This is a genomic window from Piscinibacter sp. XHJ-5 (assembly GCF_029855045.1).
Lineage (GTDB): Bacteria > Pseudomonadota > Gammaproteobacteria > Burkholderiales > Burkholderiaceae_C > Albitalea.
The window spans coordinates 2,035,338-2,050,183 of record NZ_CP123228.1; the positions used below are offsets into that span (position 1 = coordinate 2,035,338).

Sequence of the window (14,846 nt, forward strand, 5' to 3'; positions counted from 1 at the left end):
CGTCGGCGGGTGAACAGCGCACCGCCCGCCGCCCGAGACCGCTTCGACCGCCTGGACGCCCTGCGCGCCGTGGCCATCGTGTGGATGGCCATTTTTCATTTCTGCTACGACCTCAACCACTTCCGCTTCATCCGGGCGAACTTCTATACCGACCCCTTCTGGACCACGCAGCGCACGCTGATCGTGAGCCTGTTCCTGTTCTGCGCCGGTGTCGGCCAGGCGATTGCCTGGGAGCAGCGCCAGCCGTGGTCGCGCTTCTGGCGCCGCTGGCTGCAGGTGGCCGGCTGCGCGCTGCTCGTCAGCCTCGGCTCGTGGCTGATGTTCAAGCAGCGCTACATCAGCTTCGGCGTGCTGCATGCCATCGCGGTGATGCTGGTCGTGGTGCGCCTCACCGCCGGCGCAGGACGCTGGCTGTGGCTGGCGGGTGCAGTGGCGATGGCCTTGCCGCTCCTGTTCCGCCATCCGTTCTTCAATCCGCGCCTCGTCAACTGGATCGGCTTCATGACGCACCGGCCGGCCGCCGAAGACTACGTCCCGCTGTTTCCGTGGATCGGGCTGATGTGGTGGGGCATGGCCGCCGGCCAGGAGATCCTGTCCCGGCGGCGCGGATGGCTCACCGGGGCCGTGCCTCGGGGCCTCGCGCCCATGGCGGTGCTGGGTCGCTGGAGCCTGAGCTTCTACATGCTGCACCAGCCGGTGCTGATCGGGGTGCTGATGGCCGTGGTGGCCTTGCGCGGGCGGTGAGGGAAGGCGCGCCGACCCGCTCCTGCTCCTTCTCCCGCCCGGCGGGAAAAGGAGCGGGTGAGGGCGTCAATCGTTGTTCTTCGCGCAGCGCCGCTCGTTCAGCAGGCAGCGTGCATAGTCCGGATCGTGCTTCAGCAGGAACATCGCGCGGGCGGCGAAAGCCGTGTCCGCGAAGTCGCTGAAGAGTCCGTCCACGCCGATCTCGTAGAACGTCAGGTACTCGTTGACCGGGTTGCCCTTGAAGTCGCTCGCGAGCCGGCGCTGCTCGTTGCGGAAGGTGTACGGGTGCACCACCAGGCCGAGCTTGTGGGCGTTGGCGACGACGTCGGTGGGCGGCAGCAGCACGCGGTCGGCTTCGTTGACGAGGCCGTCGCCGTTCACGTCGGCGCAGGCGTTGTTCACGATCTGCTTGCACTTGGAGCTGATCAGGTACGGCTTCCACGGACCGATGCCGTCGGCATAGGTGCGCACCTCGGCCAGGCCGGCGGGTGTGACCAGGTAGCTGAACAGGTCCTGGCGGCCGGCGAGCGTCCAGTCGTAGGGCCGGTCGAACGGCGCGGTGAAGTCGAGCGAGCCGTCCGGGTTGACGTCGTTGGCGTCGATGAGCTGCACCAGGCGCACGCTGGTGCGCGAACGCAGGTACTTGAGGTTGGCCGTCTCGAACGACTGGATGATCACCGGCGCGTGGCGGTGATTCCAGCCGGCACGCTGCAGCACCGCCAGCAGCCGGTCTTCGAGCGCGAGGCCGAGCTTCTGGTGGTAGCTGGGGTGCTTGGTCTCGGGGTAGATGCCGATGCGCCGGCCTTCCTCGCGCGACTTGCGCTTGACCAGCTCGATCACCTCTTCGAGCGTCGGGATGGCGAACTTGCCGTTGAACGACGGGTCACGCTCGCCCAGCGGCTGCACCGCCCGCAGCTGCTTGATCTCGGCCAGCGTGAAGTCGCTGGCGAAGAAGCCTGCCTCGGGGAAGCCGTCGACCACCGCCGTGCGCTTGCGGCCGGCGAACTGGGGCAGGTCCTTCACGTTGGTCGTGCCGATCAGGTTGGGCTCGTGACGCGCAATCAAATGACCGTCCTTGGTGGCGACGAGGTCCGGCTCGACGAAGTCGGCGCCCAGCTCGATGGCCAGCGCGTAGCCCTCGAGCGTGTGGTCGGGCAGGTAGCCCGGCGCTCCACGGTGGCCGATGACCAGCGGCGCGTTGTCCGCGCGGTGGCGGCCCTGTCCCTGGTCGTGGGCGAGCGTGGGCGAGGCCGCGGCGATCAGTGCGGCCGCGACGCAAAGCGCGGCGCGCACGGTCTTGAATGCGTGCATGGTGGACTCCTCGTTGTTGTGGATCGGTGAGTCCGGCACCCTAGGCGATGCCGGTGACACCGCAGTGAAAGGTAGCCTTACCATGGCCGTATGGCAAACAAGATTCTGTTCGGCTTCCATGCCGTCACCGTACGGCTGAAGACGGCGCCGCGTTCCATCGTCGAGATCCATGTCGATGCGAGCCGGCGTGACCAGCGCATGCGCCAGTTCGCCGAGCGGGCGCGGGAAGCGGGCGCCAAGCTGGTCGACAGCGACGACGAGCGCCTGTCGAAGATGTGCGGCACGCACCGTCACCAGGGCGTCGTCGCACGGGTCGAGCCGCTCGCGACCAGTCATTCGCTCGACGACACGCTCGATGCTGTGGAAGGCGATCCGCTGCTGCTGGTGCTCGACGGGATCACCGACCCGCACAACCTGGGCGCCTGCCTGCGCGTCGCCGACGGTGCGGGCGCGCATGCGGTGATCGCGCCGAAGGACCATGCGGTGGGCATCAACGCCACCGTGGCCAAGGTGGCGAGCGGCGCTGCCGAGACCGTGCCGTACTTCATGGTGACCAATCTCGCGCGCACCCTCAACGAGCTGAAGGAGCGCCAGATCCGCATCGTCGGCACTTCCGACGATGCCCAGAAGTCGCTCTACGAGCTCGACCTCACCGGGCCGCTGGCGCTGGTGCTCGGGGCCGAAGGCAGCGGCATGCGCCAGCTCACCGGCCGCACTTGCGATGAGCGGGTGCGCCTGCCGATGAAGGGCGCGGTCGAGAGCCTCAACGTGTCGGTCGCCTCCGGCATCTGCCTCTACGAAGCGATGCGCCAGCGGGAACGCTGATGCACGAGGCGTCGCTGCAGTCGGTTCGCGAGCGACTGCAGGCCGCCGCCTCGGTGTGCGTCCTGACCGGTGCGGGCATGTCGGCAGAGAGCGGCATCCCCACCTTTCGCGATGCGCTGGCCGGCCTGTGGTCGCGCTTCGACCCGGCGGCGCTGGCCAGCGAAGAGGGTTTCCGCGCCGACCCGCAGCTCGTCTGGGACTGGTATGCGCAGCGCCGCGACGCGGTGCACCGCGCCGAGCCGAATGCCGGACATCGCGCGCTTGCCGCCTTCGTTGCGGCGCGTGCCGGCGGCGTGACGGTGATCACGCAGAACGTCGACGACCTGCACCAGCGCGCCGGCTGCCGCGACACGATCCGCCTGCACGGGGACATCCTCCAGGATCGCTGGTTGGAGGCGTGCCCGCGCACGGTGGCCTGCCACGCGCGCTCGGCCGTGCCTGGCCGGCCCCCGCGGTGCGCCGACTGCGGCAACCTCGTGCGTCCCGGCGTCGTGTGGTTCGGCGAAATGCTTCCGGTGCACGCCATCGATGCGGCCGAGGCCGCGGCGCGCCGCTGCGAGGTGATGCTGGTGGTCGGAACGTCGGGTGCCGTCTGGCCGGCCGCCGGGTTGGCCGGCAGTGCCCGCGCGGCCGGCGCCTTCGTCGTCATCGTCAATCCGCACGCCAGCGAGATCGACGCGCAGGCGCATGCGGTTCTTCGCTCCACCGCCGCCGTCGCGCTGCCCGCGCTGCTCGGCACACCAACGCGGTGAGGTCGACGGCGGGGTGCCGGCCGCTACACTGGCGCGAACCCATCACGGTCGCACTTCCATGCCGGTCATCGACGTCACGCACCCGCTGGTCAAGCACAAGGTCGGGCTGCTGCGCGAGCACGACATCTCGACCAAGAAGTTCCGGGAGCTGACCCACGAGCTCGCTCGGCTGCTCGCCTACGAAGCCACCGCCGACTTCCCGCTCGAGAAGACGACGATCGAGTGCTGGAGCGGCCCCACCGAGATCGACCGGATCAGCGGCCGCAAGGTGACCATCGTGCCCATCCTGCGCGCGGGCTTGGGCATGCTCGACGGCGTGCTCGACATGATTCCCAACGCCAAGATCAGCGTGGTCGGCCTGAGCCGCAACCACGAGACGCTGAAGCCCGAGAACTATTTCGAGAAGTTCGTGGGGCACCTCGACGAACGCACCGCGCTCATCGTCGACCCGATGCTCGCCACCGCCGGTTCCATGATCGCCACCATCGATCTGCTGAAGAGCCGCGGCTGCACGGACATCCGCGCGCTGGTGCTGGTCGCCGCGCCCGAGGGCGTTGCCGCGCTGCAGCAAGCCCATCCGGACGTGCGCTGCTGGACGGCCGCCATCGACAGCCACCTCAACGAGGTCGGCTACATCATCCCCGGCCTCGGAGATGCGGGCGACAAGATCTTTGGAACCAAGTGAGAGATGCAACGATGGGAAAGCGGATGGCCGCCGTCGGCGTGGTGCTTGCGCTTACCGCCTGCACCCAGGAGCGACAGAACCAGCTCAAGCGGGAAATCCAGAACTGGACCGGCACCAACGGCGTGCTCGAGGTCTATGCCGGCGACAAGCTGGTCAGACGCTTCATGCGCATCGACAAGATGAGCACGGCCTATGGCACCGACGATGCGCGGCCGCGTTCGTACCGCTTCGGCTACGGCATCCTCGACGAGAACCTCAACGGCCTGGTCGACCCGGGGGAGAAGAGGGTTTATTTCGAGGTCAGCGACTATGCGACAAACTATGTCTTCTTCGAGAGCCCCCGCTGAAGGGCCGCGGTAACCGCAGTTCACAGGGAGGTCACGGTCGGTGTTCCACACTCTGGCGGTCGGCATCGCGCCGCAGGAGCCCTCGATGAAGCATCACTTCCGTTTCTGGATGACGGGCAGCGTGGCTGTCGTGATGGCGGCGTTCGGCATGGGACGGGGCGCCTTGGCGCATGAACGTCATCCGCTGTCGCAGGCCAGCCGCTTTCGCGTCACCGAGACGGCGGCCCGCATCACCGCCTGCGCGGAAAGGCACGGCCTGAGCGTGTTCGCGCGGCTCGACAACCATCCCAAGTTCTACGAGGCGAACGCCGAAGACACCACGCTGATCGTGTTCGAGTCCGCCGCTGGTGGCACCCCCGTGCTGATGGAAGGGCCGGCTTCGCACCCGGAAGTGCCGCTGGCCGTTTGCGTGCGCTGCACCCCCGACGGCGACACCGAGGTCCTGTTCACCGGCTCCGATTGGGACGACCTGCCGCCGAGCGTGACGCGCGATCTGACGGAGCTGCCGGTGCTGGTCGCCGATGCGCTGGCCTAGGGCAGTGGGCAGCACATCCAGAACTACGCCAGGCCCAGCGCTCCGACGATCGCCCCCGCCGCCACCGGCCACATCGGGCTGATCTTCGTTCGCATCATCACCGCCACCGTCGCGCCCACCAGCAGCATCGCGCCGGCGTGGCCGACCGCGGGGCCGGCGAGGATCCAGCCGGTGGCCAGCAGCAATCCGATGGTCAGCGGCGCCATGCCGGCGGTGAATGCACGCACGCCGCGCGTCTCGCGTCGGCTGCGTCCCCATCGCGTCGCCCACAGCGAAAGTGCCGTCGACGGAATGAGGCTGCCGCTCATCGTGGCGAGCGCGCCCCACGGTCCGGCGACGTTCCATCCCATCACGACAACGAACAGCACGTTGGGCCCGGGTGCGGCCTGTGCGATCGCCACCGACGCGGTGAACTGAGCGTCGGTGAGCCAGCCGTGCTGCGTGACCAGGTAGCGGTGCATCTCGGGCGTCGTGCTGATCGCGCCGCCGACGGCCAGCAGGCTGAGCAGGCAGAACTGGCCGAACAGCCCCCACAGCTGCGCGGTGGTCAGCGCCGAGCTCACAGTCGCCTCCACGCGAGGGCGACTGCCGGCAGGCCCAGTCCGCCGAGGCACCAGACCAGCGGCCAGCGCAGCACTGCCATCGCGATGAACATCGCCGCCGCGAACAGCAGTGCCAACGGCAGCCCGAGGCCGCCCTTGCGCAGCGTGGGCAGCAGCTTGAGGCCGGTCGCGATGACCAGGCCCGCCGCGACCGCGCCCATGCCGCGCAGCGCCCCGCTCACCACCGGCAGGCTGGCGAATTCGGCGTACAGGACGGCCAACGCCAGGACGATGACCAGCGGCACCAGCAGCATGCCGGCCAGCGCGACGAAAGCGCCGCGCATGCCGAAGTGGCGGTCGCCGATCATCAGTGCCATGTTGACGACGTTGGGCCCTGGCAGCACCTGGCTCACCGACAAGGTCTCGACGAAGTCCTCGCGAGTCAGCCATTGCTTGCGCTCGACCAGCTCGCGCTGCACGATCGCGAGCACGCCGCCGAAGCCCTGCAGCGACATGCGGTTGAAGGTGAGGAAGAGGTCGGCGAGGGACTGCGGACCGGCGGTTTTCTGATCGTGGGGTGGCATGGGCCCGCAGTCTAAAGACAGGGTCAGGACCCCGGCGCCTTCGCGGGTTGCGCCGCCGCTGCGGCTGCCGGCTGGAGATGGCGGGCGAGGAACTTCTCGACGCGGCTCCAGAAGTCGACGTTGTTCTTCACCTTCCCGGCATCGGGCACCGCACTCAGCGCAGGACCTTCAGCGCATCCGGGTTGACGATGTTCGACGGATGCCCGGTGACGAAGTTGATGACGTTGTCGAAGGCGGCGCTGAAATAGGCCTCGTAGCTGTCCTGCTCGACGTAGCCGATGTGCGGGGTGCACACCGCATTCTCGAGCCGCAGCAGCGGATGTCCCTGCAGGATGGGCTCGCTTTCGAACACGTCGACCGCGGCCATGCCGGGACGGCCGCGGTTCAGCGCCGACACCAGCGCGCCTTCCTCGATCAGCTCGGCGCGCGAGGTGTTCACCAGCAGCGCGGTGGGCTTCATGTGCGCCAGCGCGTCGTGCCTGACGATGCCGCGCGTCGCATCGGTGAGCCGCAGGTGCAGGCTGAGCACATCGGAGTGCGCGAAGAACGCCTCGCAGTCCGGCGCCGCGACGAAGCCGTCGCTCACCGCCTTCTGCCGTGCCGATTCGCTGCCCCAGACCATCACCGTCATGCCGAAGGCCCGGCCGTAGCCGGCGACGATCTGACCGATGCGCCCGTAGCCCCAGATGCCGAGCGTCTTGCCCTTGAGCACCATGCCCAGGCTGAAGTTGGCCGGCATGGACGCGGCCTTGAGGCCCGATTGCTGCCAGGCGCCGTGCTTCAGGTTGCCGATGTACTGCGGCAGCCGGCGCATGGCCGCCATGATCAGCGCCCAGGTGAGCTCGGCCGGCGCCACGGGCGAGCCCACGCCCTCGGCCACGGCGATGCCCATGCGGGTGCAGGTCTCGACGTCGATGTGCGAGCCGACACGCCCGGTCTGCGCGATGAGTTTCAGGCGCGGCAGCTTTTCGAGCAGCTGCTTCGGGAACTGGGTGCGCTCGCGGATCAGAACCAGCACGTCGGCGTCGCGCAGGCGCACCGACAGCTGGCCGATGCCCTTGACGGTGTTGGTGAAGACCTTGGCGTTCAGGGTTTCCAGCTTGCTGGCGCACTTGAGCTTGCGCACCGCGTCCTGGTAGTCGTCGAGGATGATGATGTTCACGGGCAGCGTGGTGTGGGCGCTTCTGGTGTCCGGGGACATTGTGCCCGCTCTGCAAGGTCCTCCCGGCGGAAGTAGCATCGCGCCTCCAACACAGGAGGCACCATGTCCATCTCGATGCATTCGGCGAGCGTCCCGCTCTTCGTGCGCATGCTCGGCAATCTGCAGAAGTGGCTCGACAAGGCGGAAGCCCATGCGAGTGCGAAGAAGTTCGACGCCGGCGTGCTGCTCACCGCTCGTCTCGCACCCGACATGCTTCCGCTCACCAGCCAGATCCAGATCGCGTGCGACGGACCCAAGCTCGCGATCGCCCGCTTGGCCGGCGTGGACGCGCCGAAGTTCGAGGACAACGAAACCACCTTCGATCAGCTGCGCGAGCGCATCCGCAAGACCATCGACTACGTGCAGTCGGTGCCGCCGGCGCAGGTCGACGGCACCGAGGACAAGGACATCGCGATCCCCCGCCGCGACGGCACGCTCACCATGAAGGGCGAGCCCTACCTGCGCGAATACGTGCTGCCCAACTTCTTCTTCCACGTGACGACGGCGTACGCGCTGCTTCGCCACAACGGCGTCGACCTCGGCAAGAAGGACTACCTCGGCCTGGTGAAGCCGACTTGATGAGCGGCCTGCCCCTTCACGATCTGCCGCTGTTCCTCGCGGCCGGCCTGCTGCTCAACCTGACGCCCGGACCGGACATGCTGTTCGTGGCCGGCAGCAGCGCGGCGCACGGACGACACGCCGGCGTCATGGCCTCGCTCGGCGTGGGTGCCGGCTGCCTGGTTCACACCCTGCTGGCGGCGGTCGGCTTGTCCGCACTGCTGGCCACGTCGGCAGTGGCCTTCGAGGTCGTCAAATGGGCCGGTGCGGCCTACCTCGTGTGGATAGGGATCGGCATGCTGTACCGGCGCCAGGCGGCAGCCGAAACGGCGGTCGATGTGGCGCCGCAGCGAGTGTTCTGGCAGGGCGCACTGACGAACACGCTCAACCCCAAGGTGGCGCTGTTCTTCCTGGCCTTCCTCCCGCAGTTCATCGTGCCCGACGCGCCCGGACAGGCCCTGGCGTTCCTGGCGCTAGGCGCGCTGTTCAACGTCGGCGGCACCGCCGTCAATATCGTCGTCGCGCTGTTGGCCGGCAGTGCCCGCGAGCGGCTGGCCGATACGCCCGTGGCGGGGCGCCTGGGAGCCTGGCTTCGGCGCGCCGTCGGCGCGCTGTTCATCGGGCTGGGAGCGAAGCTGGCGCTCGGCTCGCGCTGATCCGCTAGCGCAGCGTGCCCAGGTGGGGTTCGGCGTCGAAGCCGCCGAACCCGCTGCGCGGTGCGCGTGCCGGGAAGTGGCGGTTCAGCCTCTGCAGGCGCGCCGTCGCTTCGCCCTGGCCGGCGTGGCAGGACACCACGTTGAACACTTCGGTTCGCAGGTGCCACAGCGCCCGCAGCGAGCGGGCGCTGCCGAGGCGCAGCGCGAGGTCGAGGGCCTGCGTCGTCGGGATGTCGTCGAGTGCATGGACGAACTCGTCGCGCACCGAATCCAGCGGTGTGGCGCCGGCTGCGGTGACATCCTGGTCGTCGTCGTCGCCGTCATCGCCATGGGGCCAGCTTCCCGCCAGCCAGTCGAGCAGCCGCTGCCGCCAGCCCAGGCGCGCCCGCTGCAGCGCGGGCGGGCAGATCTCGACGCGGGCCGGCGCATTCGCCGGCGGCTTCGAGGGGTTGTGTGACGAAGGCTGCTGCACGAGGACACCGCACCACATGTTGTTTTCCCTGTCCCGCTTTGACCGACGGGTTGCGGTCGATTGTGGGCACGCCGGGCGGGCTGGATCCGCCGAAAAGCGCTCCGGAAAGTCCGCAGATCGTGGAGAAGTCGCGCCGCGGTACGCTCGGGCCTCGAATGCCCCCGACCTCTGGAGACCCGCGAATGAAGTGGTTGCGACGCGTCGCGTTCGTCCTCGTGCTGCTGCTGGCGCTCGCTGCCGCAGCCGCCTGGCTCTACGCCCGCCAGACCCTGCCGCAGACCGACGGCAGCCTGCGCCTGGCCGGGCCGCGGGCGGAGATTCGCATCGAGCGCGACGCCGACGGCATCCCGCGCATCCAGGCCGCGTCGCTGGAGGATGCGGTCTTCGGTCTCGGCTTTGTCCACGCGCAGGACCGGCTGTGGCAGCTCGAGACGCACCGGCGCATCGGCGCCGGGCGCCTGGCCGAGGCCTTCGGCGAAGCGGCCCTGGACAACGACCGGTTCCTGCGCGCGCTGGGCGTGCAGCGCGCCGCGGCGGCGCAATGGGCGCAGGCCAGCCCGCAGGCCAAGGCGGTGTTGACCGCATATGCCGACGGGATCAACGCCTATCTGCGCGACGCGATGAAGGCGCGGCCGCCGGAGTTCGTGCTCCTCGGGCTGACCCCCGAGCCGTGGACGCCGCAGGACTCCATGGCCTGGGCGATCATGATGGCCTGGGACCTGGGCGGCAACTGGAGCACGGAGCTGCTGCGCATGCGACTGGCATTGAAGCTGCCGGTGGCGCGCATCGACGAGCTGATTCCGCCCTATCCGGGCGAGAAGCCGCTGGTCACCGCGGACTACGCGGCGCTGTTCCGCGAGCTGCGCGTCGACGGCAAGTTGGGCCAGCAGGCGCTGGCATTCGCGCCCGAGTCGGGCGTGGAAGGCATCGGGTCGAACAACTGGGTGCTCGCCGGCTCGCGCACGACGACCGGCAAGCCGCTGCTGGCCAACGATCCGCACCTCAAGCTCAGCGCGCCGGCGCTGTGGTACCTGGCGCGCCTGGAAGCGCCGGGCGTCAAGGTGGCCGGCGCGACCATGCCCGGGCTGCCCGGCGTGGTGCTGGGTCAGAACGAGCACGTTGCGTGGGGCTTCACCAACACCGGCCCCGATGTGCAGGACCTGTACCTGGAGCGCATCAAGCCCGACGATGCGGCGCAGTACCAGACGCCGGACGGCTGGGCGCGCTTCGAGACGTTCGACGAGGTGATCAAGGTCAAGGGCAAGCCCGACGTCACGCTGACCGCCCGCGCCACGCGGCATGGTCCGGTGATCTCCGATGCCGGCCGCGTCGCCGAGGGGCTCACCGGTCCGGCGGCGAAGCCGGCCTATGTGCTGGCGATGCGCTGGACGGCGCTCGATGCGGACAGCGGCGTCATCGACACCTCGATCCGCTTCGGCCAGGCCCGCTCGGTGCCGGACTTCATCGCCGCCTCCACCGGCTACACCGCGCCGATGCAGAACATGGTGGTCGCCGACCGCGAAGGGCACATCGGCTTCGTCGCGGCCGGCCGGGTGCCGCTGCGCCGGCCCGACAACGACCTCAGGGGCCTGGTGCCCGCGCCCGGCTGGGAAGCGCGCTACGACTGGGCGGGCAGCGTCGACGCCGGGCAGACTCCGCGCGAGGTGGATCCGGCGCGCGGCTGGATCGCGACAGCCAACCAGCGCATTCACGGCACGGACTACGCGCACTACATCGGCAACGAGTGGGCGCTGCCGTATCGGCAGCAGCGCATCGAGCAGCTGCTCGCGGCCACCCCCCGGCACAGCATGGCGAGCCTGGCGACGATGCACGGCGACGTGGTGTCGCTGGCCACCCGCCGGCTGCTGCCGTTCCTGCAGAAGGCCCAGTCGACACACGTGCTCGCCGCCGCAGCCCGGAAGGAGCTGGCGGATTTCGACGGCACCATGTCGGCCGATCGCGCGGCGCCGCTGATCTTCTGGGCCTGGACGCGCCACCTCGCGCAGGGCCTCTTCGCCGACGAGATCGGCGCTCCGCTGTTCGACCGCAGCGGCCGCAGCTTTCGCGACGCGATGGAGGCGGTGCTCGAACGCAACGACGCCTGGTGGTGCGACGACAAGACCAGTGCGGCAGTGGAAAGCTGCGAGCAGCAGATCGGTGCGGCCTTCACGCGGGCGCTGGATGAGTTGAATGCGGCGCAGGGCCCGGACGTTGCGGCCTGGCGTTGGGGCCGCGCGCATGTGGCGCGATCGGAGCATCGACCCTTCAGCCGCGTGAAGCCGCTCGCTCGCTGGTTCGAGCTGCGCACGCCGGTGGGCGGCGACACCTACACGATCAACGTGTCGCGGGTCGGCTTGCGCCCGGACAACACCACCGGAGAGCTGTATCTCGACGAGCATGGTCCTTCACTGCGCGCGCTGTACGACCTGGGCGACCTGTCGCAATCGCGTGTCATGCAGTCGAGCGGCCAGAGCGGCATCGTGTTCTCGCCGCTGTACCGCAGCTTCGTGGAGCGATGGGCAAGAGTGGAGTACGTGCCGCTGTGGGGCGGCAAAGCGGACAAGACCTTGGTGCTGCTGCCGGGGTCGTAGGCAGCGGCGTCAAAGCTGCCCGAACAACACCTTGCGCTGGGCGGTGTACTTCCACCATGGCGCGGCCGGGGCGCCGCTCATGAAATCGGTGGCGGCCATGAAAGTGTCGAGCACGCACGGGTCTTGACGCTGTCCGGTGGCGGCGCACAGCTTCTGGTACAGCACGAACGCGTCCTTGCCGCGCAGGTCGCGCGGCTCCAGGATGCCGATGAGGCGCAGATCGGCGGCCAGCGACGGGCCGATGTTCGGCAGTTGCTCCAGCGTCTTGCATTCGGCGGCGCTGGCCGCCTTCGGTGCCTTGATCACCATGGACGCCTCCATCGCGGGCATCACATCAGCATGTTGTTGCGGATGAGGCCGACGGCCAGGCCTTCGAGCTGGAAGTCGACGTCGCCGAACGGCACCACGATGGTCTTGAACTCGGGGTTCTCGGGGATGAGCTCGATGCTGGTGCGCGTGCGCCGGAACCGCTTGACGGTGACGTCGTCTCCGAGCCGCGCCACCACGATCTGGCCGTTCTTCGCGTCGGTGGCCTTTTGGACCGCCAGCAGGTCGCCGTCCATGATGCCGGCGTCGCGCATGCTCATGCCGCGCACCTTGAGCAGGTAGTCGGGACGGCGCGCGAACAGCGTGGCCTCCATGAGATAGGTCTGGTCGATGTGTTCCTGCGCCAGGATGGGGCTGCCGGCGGCGACGCGGCCCACGAGCGGCAGCGACAGCTGCGCCAGGCTGGGCAACGGCAGGCTGAATTGCTTGCCGCGGCTCTGGTTGAGTGCGCGCAATGTGTCAGACTTCAAGCGGATGCCGCGCGAGGTGCCGCCCACCAGCTCGATGACCCCCTTGCGTGCGAGGGCCTGCAAGTGCTCCTCGGCGGCATTGGCCGAGCGAAAGCCGAGCTCGGTGGCGATCTCGGCTCGGGTGGGTGGTGCACCGGTGCGCTCGATCGCGCTTTGGACCAGGTCGAGAATCTGCTGCTGCCGTTCGGTGAGTTTGGGGGCGTCCTGCACGGGGTCCTCGCTTCGCTGGGCTGCTCTGTGGCCTGGGTCGTGACTGGGCATTCATCCAGTACCTGTATTTTCATCCAGCTTCGAAAAAAATGCAAAACCAGGCAGCCACCGTCGTGGTGCTCGGCACCGGCGGCACGATCGCCGGAAGGTCCGCGAATGCTTCGGACAACGTCGGCTACACCGCAGGTCAGGTCGGCGTCACGCAGCTCCTGCAGGCCGTGCCCGCTCTGGCAGGTGCGCCGCTCGAGAGCGAGCAGGTCGCGCAGCTCGACAGCAAGGACATGACCCACGCCGTGTGGCGCGACCTCGCGGCGCGCTGTGCCCACCACCTGGCGCGGGCCGAGGTGAGCGGCGTGGTCGTGACCCACGGCACCGATACGCTGGAGGAGACCGCATGGTTCCTGCAGCGCGTGCTCGCGCCTGCCAAGCCGCTCGTCATGACCGCCGCGATGCGGCCTGCCACCGCGCTGCAGGCGGACGGTCCGCAGAACCTGCTCGATGCGGTGGCGGTGGCGCGCCATGCGGGAGCGAGGGGCGTCGTGGCGGTGCTGGACGGGCGAGTCCACGGGGCGAGGGACGTGCGCAAGGTGCATCCGTACCGCATCGACGCTTTCGACTCGGGCGACGCGGGTGCCATTGCCGCGATCGAGGAGGGCCGCTTGCGGTGCTTTCGGCCATGGCCCGAGGGCGCGGCGCTCGGCCTCGAGCGCGTGCCGGCCGATGGGTCGGCCTGGCCCGTGGTGGAAATCGTGACCAGCCATGCCGGTGCGCGCGGCGCCGCGGTGCAGGCGCTGTGCGACTCAGGGGCTCACGGGCTGGTGGTGGCATGCACCGGCAACGGCACGGTGCATCGCGAGCTGGAAGCGGCGCTCGTGACCGCCCAGGAGCGCGGCGTGCGCGTGCTGCGCAGCACGCGCACGCGCGCGGGCCGGGTCATCGGCGTTGCAGGCGATGCCTTGCCGAGCGCCGAGGACCTGACGCCGGAAAAGGCGCGCGTGGAGCTGATGCTGTCCCTGCTATCGCGGCCATGACGGTGCCGTGACACCGTCATGGCGCCGCGGCTTCAGATGAGGTTCAGGGTGACGTCGATGTTGCCGCGGGTGGCGTTCGAGTACGGGCACACCTGATGCGCGGCCTGCACCAGCTTCTCGGCCGTCTCGCGGTCCACGCCCGGCAGCGAGATGTCGAGCCTGGCCTGGATGCCGAAGCCAGTGGGAATGGGGCCGATGCCCACCTCGGCGTTGATCGACGTGTCGGCGGGGATTGCGATCTTCATCTTGCCGCCGACTGCCTTCAGCGCGCCGATGAAGCAGGCCGAATAGCCGGCCGCGAACAGCTGCTCGGGATTGGTGCCCGGACCGCCGGCGCCGCCGAGCTCCTTGGGCGTGGACAGCCGCACTTCCAGCGCGCCATCGGACGACTTGGAGGTTCCTTCGCGGCCGCCGGTGGAGGTGGCGCGGGCGGTGTAGAGCACTTTGTCGAGGGCCATGGTGATTCCTTGGGTTGTGGTTGGTGGGGTGAGAAAAGCGAAAGCAGACGCCCGTCAGGCAGCATCCGCGGCGGAGAAGGACTGGATCTGGTCGCGAAGCTGCTTGAGACGCCGGGTGATCGCGGTCAGCTCTTCGAGGCTGCAGCCCGCCGCGCAGGCGACGTGCGGCGGCACCTTGGCGGCGCGCGCCTTCAGCGCGCGGCCCGCCGGCGTGAGGTGCAGAAGCACGCGCCGCTCGTCCGCGCTGTCGCGCTGGCGCACCAGCCAGCCCGAGGCCTGGAGCCGCTTGAGCAGCGGCGTGAGCGTGCCCGAGTCGAGCTGCAGCCGCTGCCCGAGCTCTGAGACGGCGATGCCGTCGCCTTCCCAGAGCACCAGCATGGCCAGGTACTGCGGGTAGGTGAGGCCCAGCGGGTCCAGCAGGGGCTTGTACAGCTTGGTCATCGCGAGCGAGGCGGAATACAGCGCGAAGCAGAGCTGGTGGTCCAGCTTCAGCATCTCGGCCGGACTCGGCTTGGGCGAAGGCGATGTTTTCGACATGGCGCAATTG

At 69.1% G+C, this 14,846-nt stretch carries 19 protein-coding genes; 10 read left to right on the top strand and 9 right to left on the bottom strand.

The window, feature by feature from the left end; all coding sequences use genetic code 11:
* The first annotated feature begins 9 nt into the window (after window positions 1-9).
* Entirely contained in the window at window positions 10-744 is a 735-nt protein-coding gene (locus P7V53_RS09535) for a heparan-alpha-glucosaminide N-acetyltransferase (RefSeq protein WP_280155246.1), read from the top strand.
* Window positions 745-810: 66 nt separating this feature from the next.
* On the opposite strand, the gene P7V53_RS09540 is transcribed toward P7V53_RS09535, so the two are convergent.
* Window positions 811-2,055 (bottom strand): glycerophosphodiester phosphodiesterase, encoded by a 1,245-nt coding sequence (locus tag P7V53_RS09540; protein ID WP_280155247.1) that lies wholly within the window; start codon window positions 2,053-2,055, stop codon window positions 811-813.
* A gap of 90 nt (window positions 2,056-2,145) precedes the next feature.
* Between P7V53_RS09540 and rlmB the strand changes: the two genes are divergently transcribed.
* The 5 genes from rlmB (at window position 2,146) to P7V53_RS09565 (ending at window position 5,199) form a co-directional block, all read left to right on the top strand.
* Entirely contained in the window at window positions 2,146-2,880 is a 735-nt protein-coding gene (gene rlmB, locus P7V53_RS09545; protein WP_280155248.1) for a 23S rRNA (guanosine(2251)-2'-O)-methyltransferase RlmB, read from the top strand.
* Complete coding sequence (locus tag P7V53_RS09550; RefSeq protein ID WP_280155249.1) at window positions 2,880-3,632, top strand: NAD-dependent protein deacylase; 753 nt, start codon at window positions 2,880-2,882, stop codon at window positions 3,630-3,632. The genes rlmB and P7V53_RS09550 overlap by 1 nt, the downstream gene beginning before the upstream one ends.
* 58 nt (window positions 3,633-3,690) lie before the next feature.
* A complete protein-coding gene (gene upp, locus P7V53_RS09555) occupies window positions 3,691-4,317 on the top strand; it encodes a uracil phosphoribosyltransferase (RefSeq protein ID WP_280155250.1) in 627 nt (208 codons plus the stop codon).
* 23 nt (window positions 4,318-4,340) lie between these two features.
* Entirely contained in the window at window positions 4,341-4,664 is a 324-nt protein-coding gene (locus P7V53_RS09560) for a hypothetical protein (RefSeq protein ID WP_280155251.1), read from the top strand.
* Window positions 4,665-4,749: 85 nt separating this feature from the next.
* Entirely contained in the window at window positions 4,750-5,199 is a 450-nt protein-coding gene (locus P7V53_RS09565; RefSeq protein WP_280155252.1) for a hypothetical protein, read from the top strand.
* Between the two features lie 23 nt (window positions 5,200-5,222).
* Here P7V53_RS09565 and P7V53_RS09570 read toward each other — a convergent pair whose 3' ends face one another.
* The 3 genes from P7V53_RS09570 to P7V53_RS09580 form a co-directional block, all read right to left on the bottom strand.
* Complete coding sequence (locus P7V53_RS09570; RefSeq protein ID WP_280155253.1) at window positions 5,223-5,762, bottom strand: chromate transporter; 540 nt, start codon at window positions 5,760-5,762, stop codon at window positions 5,223-5,225.
* Window positions 5,759-6,325 (bottom strand): chromate transporter, encoded by a 567-nt coding sequence (locus P7V53_RS09575; RefSeq protein ID WP_280155254.1) that lies wholly within the window; start codon window positions 6,323-6,325, stop codon window positions 5,759-5,761. Before P7V53_RS09575 ends, P7V53_RS09570 begins: the two co-directional genes overlap by 4 nt.
* A gap of 154 nt (window positions 6,326-6,479) precedes the next feature.
* Entirely contained in the window at window positions 6,480-7,487 is a 1,008-nt protein-coding gene (locus tag P7V53_RS09580; protein WP_280155255.1) for a D-2-hydroxyacid dehydrogenase family protein, read from the bottom strand.
* Between the two features lie 102 nt (window positions 7,488-7,589).
* Between P7V53_RS09580 and P7V53_RS09585 the strand changes: the two genes are divergently transcribed.
* A complete protein-coding gene (locus tag P7V53_RS09585) occupies window positions 7,590-8,105 on the top strand; it encodes a DUF1993 domain-containing protein (protein ID WP_280155256.1) in 516 nt (171 codons plus the stop codon).
* On the top strand, window positions 8,105-8,740 hold the full coding sequence (locus P7V53_RS09590) for a LysE family translocator (RefSeq protein WP_280155257.1): 636 nt from the start codon (window positions 8,105-8,107) through the stop codon (window positions 8,738-8,740). The genes P7V53_RS09585 and P7V53_RS09590 overlap by 1 nt, the downstream gene beginning before the upstream one ends.
* Before the next feature lie 4 nt (window positions 8,741-8,744).
* Here P7V53_RS09590 and P7V53_RS09595 read toward each other — a convergent pair whose 3' ends face one another.
* Entirely contained in the window at window positions 8,745-9,230 is a 486-nt protein-coding gene (locus P7V53_RS09595; protein WP_280155258.1) for a hypothetical protein, read from the bottom strand.
* Between the two features lie 164 nt (window positions 9,231-9,394).
* Between P7V53_RS09595 and P7V53_RS09600 the strand changes: the two genes are divergently transcribed.
* Window positions 9,395-11,803 (top strand): penicillin acylase family protein, encoded by a 2,409-nt coding sequence (locus P7V53_RS09600; protein ID WP_280155259.1) that lies wholly within the window; start codon window positions 9,395-9,397, stop codon window positions 11,801-11,803.
* 9 nt (window positions 11,804-11,812) lie between these two features.
* Here the strand turns inward: P7V53_RS09600 and P7V53_RS09605 are convergent, their stop codons facing one another.
* Entirely contained in the window at window positions 11,813-12,112 is a 300-nt protein-coding gene (locus P7V53_RS09605; protein ID WP_280155260.1) for a helix-hairpin-helix domain-containing protein, read from the bottom strand.
* Window positions 12,113-12,132: 20 nt separating this feature from the next.
* On the bottom strand, window positions 12,133-12,810 hold the full coding sequence (gene lexA / locus P7V53_RS09610; RefSeq protein WP_280155261.1) for a transcriptional repressor LexA: 678 nt from the start codon (window positions 12,808-12,810) through the stop codon (window positions 12,133-12,135).
* An 89-nt stretch (window positions 12,811-12,899) separates the two neighbouring features.
* On the opposite strand from lexA, the gene P7V53_RS09615 reads away from it, so the two are divergent.
* Window positions 12,900-13,841, top strand: a complete 942-nt coding sequence (locus P7V53_RS09615; RefSeq protein ID WP_280155262.1) for an asparaginase — start codon at window positions 12,900-12,902, stop codon at window positions 13,839-13,841.
* A gap of 32 nt (window positions 13,842-13,873) precedes the next feature.
* On the opposite strand, the gene P7V53_RS09620 is transcribed toward P7V53_RS09615, so the two are convergent.
* Together P7V53_RS09620 and P7V53_RS09625 are read right to left on the bottom strand one after the other, a co-directional pair.
* Window positions 13,874-14,299, bottom strand: a complete 426-nt coding sequence (locus P7V53_RS09620) for an organic hydroperoxide resistance protein (protein ID WP_280155263.1) — start codon at window positions 14,297-14,299, stop codon at window positions 13,874-13,876.
* A gap of 54 nt (window positions 14,300-14,353) precedes the next feature.
* Window positions 14,354-14,836, bottom strand: coding sequence for a MarR family transcriptional regulator (locus tag P7V53_RS09625; protein ID WP_280155264.1), 483 nt, complete (start codon window positions 14,834-14,836; stop codon window positions 14,354-14,356).
* Window positions 14,837-14,846: the final 10 nt, after the last annotated feature.